This window comes from Francisella sp. SYW-2, assembly GCF_008711475.1.
Lineage (GTDB): Bacteria > Pseudomonadota > Gammaproteobacteria > Francisellales > Francisellaceae > Francisella > Francisella salimarina.
Map to the genome: position 1 here is coordinate 1 of NZ_VXKO01000040.1, position 11268 is coordinate 11268.

The following is an 11268-nucleotide window of genomic DNA, read 5'->3' on the forward strand; positions in this document are numbered from 1 at the left end:
GTGCCAATTGAATATTTCAGATAGACTTCCTCTTAGCTGATTAAAGTACTTTTTCATCTTTCGCAAATAATGAATATATAAGGCTTTAATCAGTCCTTTCAATATTTTTTATCGTGTACAGAGATATTTTATTCTAAATTGTATCTTTTAGCACTATTTTATAATACAATCTATACAGTAAGGAACGAGGGAATCTTTATGAGTAAGTTTCTCTGACTATTTAATTTCAGTTTTTGCTTAATCTCTTAAATTGTCATTTCATAAATCCATACAATAATTAGCAGTAATGTGCTAGAACTAACTAAACAAATAACTAAAGAGAATAAAAATGGATAATAAATCACAAGGTACAGTAAAGTTTTTCAACGATCAAAAAGGGTTTGGTTTCATCACTCCTGAGAATGGTGGTAAAGATGTATTTGTACATATTTCAAAACTTAATGGCGAAACACTTGCTGAAGGTCAACAAGTTACTTTTGAAACTCAAGAAGGTAGAAAAGGCCCTGAAGCTATAAATATTGAGGTACTATAATGCCAAGTATTAGAGTAGACGAGCGCAAACCATTTGACATAAGCCTAAGAAACTTCAAACGTGCTTGCGAAAAAGCTGGTATCAAGCAAGAGCTTAGAGATAGACAGCACTACGTAAAGCCAACTGAAAAAAGAAAGATAGCAAAACGTCAAGCTATCAAAAGAGCTAGAATAGCTCAAAGAAGAGCTTACATCTAATTATTTCTTAAATTTTCCCAATCTTTTTTATTTAATATAAAAACTAGTCTTTCACGAGAAGTATCATTCTCACAAAGCTTAGCTCCTAATTTGGACACAGCTTTTTGCGAACGAATGTTTTTATACCAAACATCAAAAAGTACATTTTCGACTGATTCAAAAGCATAGTCTAACATTAGTTTTTTAACCTTTTTATTAAGCTCTGTACCCCAATATTTTTTAGCATAGAATGTATAACCTACTTTTATTGATTTTTTAATATAGTCATACTCATAGTATCTAGTAGAACCAACAAGTTCTTTATTATGAAAAATTAGATAACAATTTTGAGAATTTTTTAAACCATCATCAAAATACTTTCTAAAACCATCTACTTGACTACGAGATCTATCATTATGCTGTACCCATATTTCAGGATCTTTGGCTACATTGTACAACCTATCAAAATCTCCACTAGTCATTATTTCAAGTTTGATATTTTCAGATGAGAGGGGTTTATTAAAATCCATAAATTCACATTACTATATAAAAATTTAATAAATATGCTCAAGAGTCTACTATCGAATTACTCTACTGTAACAGACTTAGCTAAGTTTCGAGGTTGATCGACATCCGTCCCTTTGATAATAGCTACATGATACGATAAAAGCTGAAGTGGTATTGTAAATACTATTGGCGCACTAAAATCATGTCCACCATCTAGTTCCAAGACAATACTATTATCAAAGCTAACTTTATCTTTTATTTCCTTATCTACAAAAAGAATTAGCTTTCCGCCTCTAGCGTGAACTTCTTGAAGATTAGAAAGCGTTTTGTCTAATAAATCATCATTAGGTACCATAGCAACTATTGGCATATGTTTATCAACTAATGCTAGTGGTCCATGTTTTAACTCACCTGAAGGATAAGCTTCAGCATGGATATAAGATATTTCTTTGAGTTTTAAAGCGCCCTCTACTGCTATTGGGTAATACAATCCTCTTCCTAAAAATATTGTATGCTCTTTGTCAGAGAAGTATTCACTTATCTCGTCTATTTCAGGGTCTAATTTCAATGCACCCATAACTAATGCGCGGATATCATTAAGTTCTTTAGTATATTTTACAATCTCACCATTTGATAAACTTTCCTTCAATTTAGACATTACAAGTGTAAATATTGCTAATGCTACTAACTGTGTTGTAAACGCCTTTGTTGACGCAACACCAATCTCAACACCTGCTTTTGTCATAAAAGCAATATCAGACTCTCGTACTAAAGAGCTATTTGGTACATTACAAATACACATACTACCAATATAATTCTGCTTTTTACTTTTTCTTAGAGATTCTAAAGTATCCGCAGTTTCTCCAGATTGTGATATACTAACAAATAAGGAACCATCGACAACAATATTATTTCTATATCTAATCTCACTAGCTATCTCAACACTACATGGAATTTTTGCATACTTTTCTATCCAATATTTTGCCGTCATACCAGCATTATAACTAGTACCACATGCAACTATACTTATATGTTTAGTTTTCTCAAATAGCTCTTGAGCTTTTCTATCAAAATTATCTAAACTAATTTCACCATCATTTAATGATGCCATGATAGTATTTGATATAGCTTCTGGTTGCTCATATATCTCTTTAAGCATATAGTGCTTATAACCGTCTTTAGTAGCACTTGAAGATGAGTAGTTATATTCTTCAACTTCTAAATTTTTAGGTATTCCTTTACTATCAAAGACTTCAACATCCTGTTTAGATATAATAGCTATATCGCCCTCATCAAGATAAGAGAATCTATTAGTAACTGGCAATAACGATAATGTATCAGATGAAATAAAATTCTCATCAATACCCACTCCTATAACTAGAGGAGAGCCTGAGCGAACGGCAACGATCTTATCAGAAAACTTCTGTGAAATTATTGCTAGGGCATATGCTCCTTTTAAAAGCTTAGTTATAATCTTGATATTCTCAATAATAGATTTAGAATCATCCCATTCTCTATCTAATATATGAGCCACAACTTCAGTATCAGTGTCTGATTTAAAATGATAGCCCTCTTTAATTAATGATCTTTTTAATTCAGCAAAATTCTCAATTACTCCATTATGTACTATGCAAAATTTCTCCGAAGCATGCGGATGAGAATTTTCTTTTGAAGGTTTACCATGAGTTGCCCACCTAGTATGGGCAATACCTATATTACCTTTGAAATCTGATAAGTCATTAACAGCATTTTCTAACTCAACAACCTTACCCACTTCTTTACACATATCTATTTGATTATAATCATTAACTACTGCTAAACCAGCAGAATCATAACCACGATATTCAAGTTTTTTAAGTCCCTCAATCAAAATATTTGTAACATTTCTTGTAGAATTGGCACCTACTATCCCACACATAACATTATATACCTTAGTTTTTACTTATCGTCTTTTTTGACAGGTCTCTGCCAAGTATCAATATGACGCTGTCTTGCTCTTGAAATAGCAAGATTATCAGCTGGAACATCTTTTGCAATAGTTGATCCAGCACCAATAGTTGCACCAGGACCAATATTAACTGGAGCAATTAACTGTGAATCAGATCCGATAAACGCATAATCTCCTACTGTTGTTTTATGCTTATTAACTCCATCATAATTACAAGTTATTACACCTGCTCCAATATTACAATTAGCTCCGATTTCACTATCACCTAAATATGTCAAATGTGATGCTTTTGATCCCTTTCCTAAAATAGTTTTTTTTGTTTCAACAAAGTTTCCAATAACAGCACCTTCCTTGACATCACATTCCGGTCTAACTCTAGCGAAAGGCCCAACAATAGCTCCTTCACGGATAATAGATCCGTCAACCATACTATTAGCCTTTATTTTGACATTATTCTCTATAGTACAGTTTTTTAGAATACAGTTCGCTCCAACTACTACATTATTTCCAAGCTTCACGTGACCTTTAATGATTACATTAACATCTAACCAACAATCTTTGCCAACCTCAAGTTTACCGCGCACATCTATTCTATTAGGATCAGCGACACTCACACCTTTTGACATTATCACTTCAGCTATGTGTTTCTGCCACTGTCTTTCAAGTTGTGCAAGTTGAACTCTATCATTAACACCTTGTATTTCAAATTCTTCGACAGGGTGAGTTACCGTTATAGAAATATTATCTTCTCTTGCCATTGCTACTATATCTGTAAGATAATACTCACCTTGTGCATTAGCATTGCCTAAATTAGGCAGCCATTTTTCCAAGTGATCTCTAGATACACAATATATACCTGTATTTATCTCTTTGATCTGACGCTGACCATCTGTAGCATCCTTCTCTTCGACTATATGGCTTACTGCACCAAACTTATCTCTTACAATACGTCCGAGTCCCGTCGGATTATTTACAACAGCGGTAAGAACAGCTAGATCATTACTTGCTGATTTAATCAAATTAGCCAAGACTTCTGTAGATATTAAAGGCACATCACCATATAGAATTAAGACTTTATCCTCTTTAATCTGAGGTAAGGCCTGTAGTACTGCATGCCCTGTTCCTAACTGTTCTTTTTGCTCTACAAAGGTAACACCTTTATCTGTAAGTTCTTCTTCAACCATCTCTTTTAGATGACCTGTAACAACAATTATATTACTGGGCTTTAAAGGTTCAGCTCTATTTATCACATGCCTAATTAAGGTTTCTCCTGCTAAAGTTTGTAAAACTTTTGGCTTATTAGAGTTCATTCTTGAACCCTTTCCTGCAGCTAAAATAACAACTGATAAACTCATAACAAAAAACTCCTTATATCCCTATACACCACACTCTTCTAGCAGAACTGTGATAATTTGATAATGATCTTCTAGCATTCTATCATACATACTATTTATAATTGAATCTATAGAAACCCACTGAACTTTATTAGCATCGTCTGCGGCATTTATTATTGGTAAACTCGGCCATTCTTCCAACACAAAAACACCAACATGACTAATAGTTCGACCTCTAACAGAACGATCAGGATAGTCAAAAACTTTTTCAAATCTTTTTGCTAAAGATAATTGCTCAATACTTAAATCTATATTTGTTTCTTCAAACAACTCTCTTACTATCGCTTGAGATATAGTCTCTTCACACTCCAAGAATCCACCTGGTAACGCCCACAACCCCTTACCAGGAAAACCTTTCCTTTGGACTAGAAGAATATGATTATTTACTATAACTAGAGCATCTACAGTAACTAGATTTGGTTTATAAGGCGCATTTCTCCATGAATACTTATAGTCGACAACATAATTATTTTCAGCAACCAGATCTTGATATGTTACGCTTTGCATAAAAGCATTTAATAACTTAAATGTTCCCTGATTTAGTGTTCGACTACACATATACTCATCAAGGATTTCGCCTTTATAAAAATATTTTCTAAACTCTGTGGCATTATAATTTTTATAATTATCTACTGGTATATATCCCCACTCTGGAAAACTCTTAATATAATAGCTAGAGTCATCCTTAATATGTCCAACAATAGCTATAGTTTCATCTAGCCTAGCGTACTTATAGACATTTTGACGTAAAGACTCTTCCCATTTTTGCTCTTGATAGAAATAATCTGCTAGTGGTTCAATTTCAACTAAACTTAAATCAACACCTGCTACCTTTAAGTCCTCAATAATCATCTGCCTTCTAAATTCAAATGAAAATGGATTTTTTATATTTGGAGCATTAAATGAACTTCCTACGTTTATAATAACTTTCTTACTATTTTCCAAAGCTACTAATATGTTATGCAGATGCCCCTTATGAAAAGGCTGAAATCTTCCGATAAAAACTGAAATATCATACATATTCATCACCTATGTATTTAACTCTTGTGCTTGTGCTTGACTATCGTAGACACTATTGTCGGATGGCGCAGTAATTTTAGTATAATCTTTCATCTGATTTTGAATCTGGTCTGTCTCATCTTGCTGTATAGATTTATCAATAGTTCTATCATATGAACCAAAACCGAACTTGCTCTTCTTAGCAGAACCTAACAATCCTCCTAAACTTGACTGCCCTTTACTCGCATTAGCTTCAGAAGCCGCCATATCCAACTCCGCTTTTTTAGCAATTTCTAGATTATTATCGCTTTTTAATTCGGTATTATTTAATTCTTTACGAATATCACTTAGTAATCTAACACCTTCTGAAATATGATCAGGTGCTTGAGACTGACCATCTCCAGTAAAGACAGCATTTATCTTAACTAAACTAGAGAGCTCATCAATTTTACGTGCCTTAATAACAAATATTCTATCTTTTTGAGCATCTTTAACTGTAATCAAATGTCCCGATAACACCTCATCTTTCTCAGATGTTACGGTATAACTACTAGGATGATCTTTGAAATAGTCATCTAGTAAATTTATGGTTATAGATAACGGCTCTCTAAATACAAGTTTCAAAGATCCAGAATCATCATAAACAACACTTATGGAAACTTTTGATATCTGATCACTTATTATTTTAGCCATATCGAACTTGACTGTATAATTTGGAGGTAACATCTGCTGATATGCTTTAGGAACTTGTGACCTAGCGTACTTATCATCACCATCAGGAAGCTTTAAAGCTGGTTTGATTTTTTCACCATTTAAACCTGTAGGAATTATCAAAGAAGGCTCTTCTTTAACCTGAACTTTAGCATACTCATACTTCCTATTTCTAAATATATCCCAGCTAAAGCTCTCATTAGAAAGACTTTCAGCAGTGAAATCATTATCTACATCATTAGTTGCACAGTTTTGTAACAACAAACCAAGACTCACTAAAATGAAAATTTGGAAACTTTTTTTCATCTACAAATATATAGTAACTAGCTAATTAAATTAACTAAACATTATAACACAGTGCTATACTAATAATAATAAAAGCTTCAAGAGTAAAAGATCAATGAAAGATAAACTTTTTATATTTCTACAATATATAATCCCTCATTCTTTAACATCGAGACTAGTTAGTAGACTAGCAGAATCAAAAAATAGACATCTAAAAAATTATCTAATAAATTTAGCCATAAAAAAATTTAAAATCAATATAGATGAGGCTAAAGAAATTGATATAAACAAATATTCTTCTTTTAACAACTTCTTCATAAGAGAATTAAAAGATGGATTAAGACCTATATCTTCAGATAAAAAAGTTATCTCCTCTCCTGCAGATGGCGTTCTAAGTGAGTTTGGAAATATTACTAATGGCAGTTTAATTCAAGCTAAGGGAAAAACTTTTACACTAAAGGCACTAATAGCTGATAGTTCAACAACCAATTTCACAAAATTTGCAACTATATACCTATCTCCCAAAGATTATCATAGAGTCCATATGCCTATCGATGGCAAGCTAACAAAAATGGTTTATATACCTGGCAAGCTTTTTTCTGTAAACCAAACCACTGCAAAAAATGTTGATAATTTATTTGCAAAAAATGAGAGATTAGTTTGTTACTTCAATACAGAAATTGGTGAAGTTGCAGTGATTTTTGTAGGTGCTTTACTTGTTGCCGGTATCGAAACAGTTTGGCACGGCAAAGTAGCCCCAAGCTACTATAGAGATGTACAAACTTGGGATTACAACAGTGACAACTTTAATATAGAATTCAAAAAAGGAGATACACTTGGCTGGTTCAACTTTGGCTCAACAGTTATCATCTTAACTCCTAATGACAATATAACATTTTGCCAAAGCGAAAATAATACAGAAATTTCAGTTAATCAGGATTTAGCTTTGATTGCCGAATAGAGATTCATATTTATCCAACAACGACTAAAGATATTAGCCTTATTAATGTTATTTGACTTACACTCATTCACATAAGCAATCTCTTTGCTTTGACCAAAACGATCTTCATCAAATCTAAACCTAGCTGGCAACTTAATATCAAATCTCTTCGCCCACTTTCTAATAGTTACGTGCTTAAATCCCAGAATCTTTTCAGCTTCCTGATAACTTAAACCTTCTCTTTGACATTTTAACAAAACTTCTTTTGCTGAACAGTTGAATCTATTTTTTACAATTTGTTCAAAATTTCCCGAATATTGATTTGCCATATAACGAGTCTCCTATAAATAAAATGAAACACAAATCGACCCCCACAGATAGGATATTACCTACTTTATTATCTGCAACAAGCCTTTTATACAGCAAATTTAGAAGTTTAATTTTATTGATAAAATCTTATAATTTATAGGACACACCTTTTTAAAGAAATCTTAAGAAAATACTGTCAAAAAATATTTAAGTATCAGCATTTTATGCCTCCAAGAATCTAACCTAACGGAATAAATCCTAGTAAATATGTATTTTGTGCACAGGCATTTCTGTCCATATACTTATTGCCATTTGCATCTAATTTAGTTGGACACTCATGCTTGACAACACAAGACATCAAAATCATTGAAAGTACTGTCATAACTGTTACTCTAAGAATATTTTTTCTCATAATAGTCTCCTCATTTTATTGTTGAGATTGCTTATCTGCTGGCATAGGCTCATATGTGGATACACATGAAGCTAGTACAAAAGATACCAAAATTACAGTTATTATTTTTTTCATACAAACACTCCTTACAAATTTAATAAAATCTAATTAAACTCAATATTAATTAGGCTACACTTAAATTTATACCACACTAAATATTAAATATTAAGTATTTATATGCACCATTCTAGATTTTTTTATTAATTTAATTATTTAGCTTTATATTTATACGTCTAGTAACTATAATTGCAAAATTAAAATTTCTAAAACATGTCGTATGGATCTTAACCATATTTTAATAACATCTCTAATGGCTATAATCCCATTAGTATTTGCAATAACAATACATGAAGCTGCGCATGGTTATATTGCAAAATATAGAGGTGATAATACTGCATATAAATTGGGAAGAGTTAGTTTAAACCCAGTCTCTCATATAGATTTAATTGGAACTATCATAGTACCAGGGTTAATGCTGATAGGATCTTTAGCTTCCGGATTTCCTTTTATTTTTGGTTGGGCTAAACCAGTCCCAATAAATTATAGCAACTTAAAAAATCCTAGACTTGATATTGCTCTTGTAGCCATTGCTGGCCCTCTAGCGAATTTTTTAATGGCAATAATATGGGCAATAATAGCAAAATATATAACTTCATATCCCTATATACAAGGAATGGCTTTTTACGGCGTAATGATTAATATTGTGCTTATGATCCTAAATCTTCTACCAATCCCTCCTCTTGATGGTAGTAAAATAGTAGCTTCTTTTTTGCCTAAAGCCATAGCATATAAGTATAGTAATTTACAAAAATATGGCTTTTATATTTTGTTTGCTTTAGTTTTAATCCCATTTAACGGATCTAATTTATTGTTTACTATCATGAAGCCTTTTATCAATATAATAATCAACATTATTCAATTAATCATATTCTATTAAATACAAAAATATATTTATTAATTAATATTGATCAAAATTTGGTTTAAATATACTAGTTTAGTAAAATATCTATAAAGAATAAAAACTAGTTAGTAATCATGCTTAACAATAATCTTTTAAAATTATTTTTTTTACTACTTATATCTTTAGCTTATTATAAAAATATGTTCGGATATGGCAGTATTCCTCCACAAGAACCTACAATTGTAAAGACTTCTGCATTCATTACTGATATACAAAGCTTAGATGAAGTTAATGAGCAATTACAAATTGATGTTATTTTCAAATTCAGATGGAATGATCCAAGATTAAAGTTTAATGCAAATGAAGAAAAAACTCCTTACATTTTATATCAAGGAGACTTTCAATATGATGAAATTTTTGAAGGGTGGAAACCTCAAATATCAATAATAAATGAAGTTGGGTCTCCTCAAATAAAAGCAAGACAAATAAAAATTTATCCTGATGGAAATGTTGTATATACAGAACAACGAACACTACATCTTGAAACACCTATGCAACTTGAGAAATTCCCATTTGATAAGCAGACCTTAAAAGCATACATAATTCCGTTTGGATACGACTCTAACGAAGTAAAATTGGTAGTAGAACCAAATCATAGGATTACTGTTAAAGATTACGTTAAAGACCATCCAAATGTAAATATAGCAGAATGGCACCTTACTAACTTTAATTTAGTAAATACAAATCCTACAAAATACTATTATGGAAAGTCAGAGAAAGTGTCAATGCTAGAGTTTAGTATTTCATTGGAAAGAAAGCCTACTAATATTCTCTTAAAAGTATTAATCCCATTGACACTATTAGTATTAGCAATGTGGGCCGTATTCTGGATGGACACTAAAGCATTATCAGACAGGTTAAATATAGCATTTATAGGGATTTTATCCGTTATCGCATACCAGTTTTTGATTGAGGGGGAAATGCCAGATATTGACTATCTAACCTTCACAGACGGCTTCTTATTACTATCCTTTACTATTCTATTTTCAACAGTCCTAGAAAGTCTAATCGTATACTGGCTGATAAAATTAGATAAACAAAGCTTTGCTAAGAGGGTAGATATATTCTCCAGATTTGCATTTCCGATTACTTACGTTCTATTTATATTTTCATTATACTTAATATATCTTCACTAATACTAATTAAGCTCTTGAATATTTTTTGGCAAGCAAAGAATAAAATTACACATAGCTGAAGTTATTAATGTACCTATTATTGCTATCATATCCTACTTACCTATATGCATCTCCTACTATTATTAATAAAGAAGGGCTATCCTAGATAACTAAGTTATGTTAGGATGGTTTTGATGAGAAAAAGTAGATTAAGTTCATACAAACAAGACAAATTAATAGAGTTATTTATAGCGGGAAGTACAGCACGAACTGCATCAGAATTAGTATCAGTAAATAAAACTATAGCCAGCTATTATTTTCATAGATTAAGATTACTTATTTATCAAAACAGTGAGCATTTAGAAATGTTTGCTGGAGAAATTGAAGTAGATGAAAGTTACTTTGGAGGAACTCTTAAAGGAAAACGAGGTAGAGGAGCTGGTGGTAAAGTCCCTGTATTTGGCTTACTTAAAAGGAATGGTAAGGTATATACTGTAATCGTTCCAGATGCTAAGAGTGATACTTTATTACCTATAATTAGAGAAAAGGTTAAGCCTGATAGTATCGTTTACACAGATACCTTTGGGAGCTATAATCCTTAGATGTTTCAGAATTTAAACACTATAGAATTAACCATAGTAAGTTATTCGCTAAGAAGCATAATCATATAAATGGTATCCCTAGAGAGCATTTTCACTTGTTTTTAAAGGAGTGTGAGTGGAAATTTAATCACAGTGATTCTAAAGAACAACTAAAGCTAATTAGACACTGGGTTAGAGAGAGTCTAAAGTAAAGTTATCTAGGATAGCCCCTATTTTGTATATAAACTAATTGATAAGGATAATTTAAATTTGTTAGTTATAAAAACACAAAGCCCCATATATTTATGAGGCTTTTTGTATTGCTTATCACGATAAGTCTTTGATATTTGAATAAGATG

At 31.7% G+C, this 11268-nt stretch carries 12 protein-coding genes and 1 pseudogene; 6 read left to right on the forward strand and 7 right to left on the reverse strand.

Features of this window, described 5'->3' with window-relative positions:
• Positions 1-328 precede the first annotated feature (328 nt).
• Positions 329-532, forward strand: coding sequence for a cold-shock protein (locus F3D57_RS09555; protein WP_004286368.1), 204 nt, complete (start codon positions 329-331; stop codon positions 530-532).
• A complete protein-coding gene (rpsU, locus tag F3D57_RS09560) occupies positions 532-729 on the forward strand; it encodes a 30S ribosomal protein S21 (protein ID WP_013923610.1) in 198 nt (65 codons plus the stop codon). The genes F3D57_RS09555 and rpsU overlap by 1 nt, the downstream gene beginning before the upstream one ends.
• On the opposite strand, the gene F3D57_RS09565 is transcribed toward rpsU, so the two are convergent.
• From F3D57_RS09565 to F3D57_RS09585, 5 genes are read right to left on the reverse strand one after another with little or no spacing between them, the layout of a single operon-like run.
• Complete coding sequence (locus F3D57_RS09565) at positions 726-1238, reverse strand: GNAT family N-acetyltransferase (protein ID WP_150466083.1); 513 nt, start codon at positions 1236-1238, stop codon at positions 726-728. The two genes, rpsU and F3D57_RS09565, sit on opposite strands and share 4 nt — an antisense overlap.
• 56 nt (positions 1239-1294) lie before the next feature.
• Entirely contained in the window at positions 1295-3133 is a 1839-nt protein-coding gene (gene glmS / locus F3D57_RS09570) for a glutamine--fructose-6-phosphate transaminase (isomerizing) (RefSeq protein ID WP_150466084.1), read from the reverse strand.
• Positions 3134-3153: 20 nt separating this feature from the next.
• The gene (gene glmU / locus F3D57_RS09575) at positions 3154-4518 is read right to left on the reverse strand and encodes a bifunctional UDP-N-acetylglucosamine diphosphorylase/glucosamine-1-phosphate N-acetyltransferase GlmU (RefSeq protein ID WP_150466085.1); all 1365 of its coding nucleotides are present in this window, start codon (positions 4516-4518) and stop codon (positions 3154-3156) included.
• A gap of 21 nt (positions 4519-4539) precedes the next feature.
• A complete protein-coding gene (locus tag F3D57_RS09580) occupies positions 4540-5577 on the reverse strand; it encodes a bifunctional nicotinamide-nucleotide adenylyltransferase/Nudix hydroxylase (protein WP_150466086.1) in 1038 nt (345 codons plus the stop codon).
• Between the two features lie 9 nt (positions 5578-5586).
• Positions 5587-6573: a hypothetical protein gene (locus tag F3D57_RS09585; RefSeq protein ID WP_149367907.1), complete on the reverse strand. Its 987-nt coding sequence runs from the start codon at positions 6571-6573 to the stop codon at positions 5587-5589.
• 94 nt (positions 6574-6667) lie between these two features.
• Between F3D57_RS09585 and asd the strand changes: the two genes are divergently transcribed.
• Complete coding sequence (gene asd / locus F3D57_RS09590; protein ID WP_150466087.1) at positions 6668-7513, forward strand: archaetidylserine decarboxylase; 846 nt, start codon at positions 6668-6670, stop codon at positions 7511-7513.
• Here asd and F3D57_RS09595 read toward each other — a convergent pair.
• Positions 7486-7821, reverse strand: a complete 336-nt coding sequence (locus F3D57_RS09595; protein WP_150466088.1) for a hypothetical protein — start codon at positions 7819-7821, stop codon at positions 7486-7488. The genes asd and F3D57_RS09595 overlap by 28 nt on opposite strands.
• A 218-nt stretch (positions 7822-8039) precedes the next feature.
• Complete coding sequence (locus tag F3D57_RS10265) at positions 8040-8213, reverse strand: hypothetical protein (protein ID WP_191092385.1); 174 nt, start codon at positions 8211-8213, stop codon at positions 8040-8042.
• A 316-nt stretch (positions 8214-8529) separates the two neighbouring features.
• On the opposite strand from F3D57_RS10265, the gene F3D57_RS09605 reads away from it, so the two are divergent.
• The 3 genes and pseudogenes from F3D57_RS09605 (at position 8530) to F3D57_RS09615 (ending at position 11121) form a co-directional block, all read left to right on the forward strand.
• Complete coding sequence (locus F3D57_RS09605; protein ID WP_013923619.1) at positions 8530-9189, forward strand: site-2 protease family protein; 660 nt, start codon at positions 8530-8532, stop codon at positions 9187-9189.
• 164 nt (positions 9190-9353) lie between these two features.
• Positions 9354-10349, forward strand: a complete 996-nt coding sequence (locus tag F3D57_RS09610; RefSeq protein WP_411961511.1) for a ligand-gated ion channel — start codon at positions 9354-9356, stop codon at positions 10347-10349.
• A gap of 173 nt (positions 10350-10522) precedes the next feature.
• Positions 10523-11121 (forward strand): annotated as a pseudogene (locus F3D57_RS09615) (IS1595 family transposase).
• Positions 11122-11268: the final 147 nt, after the last annotated feature.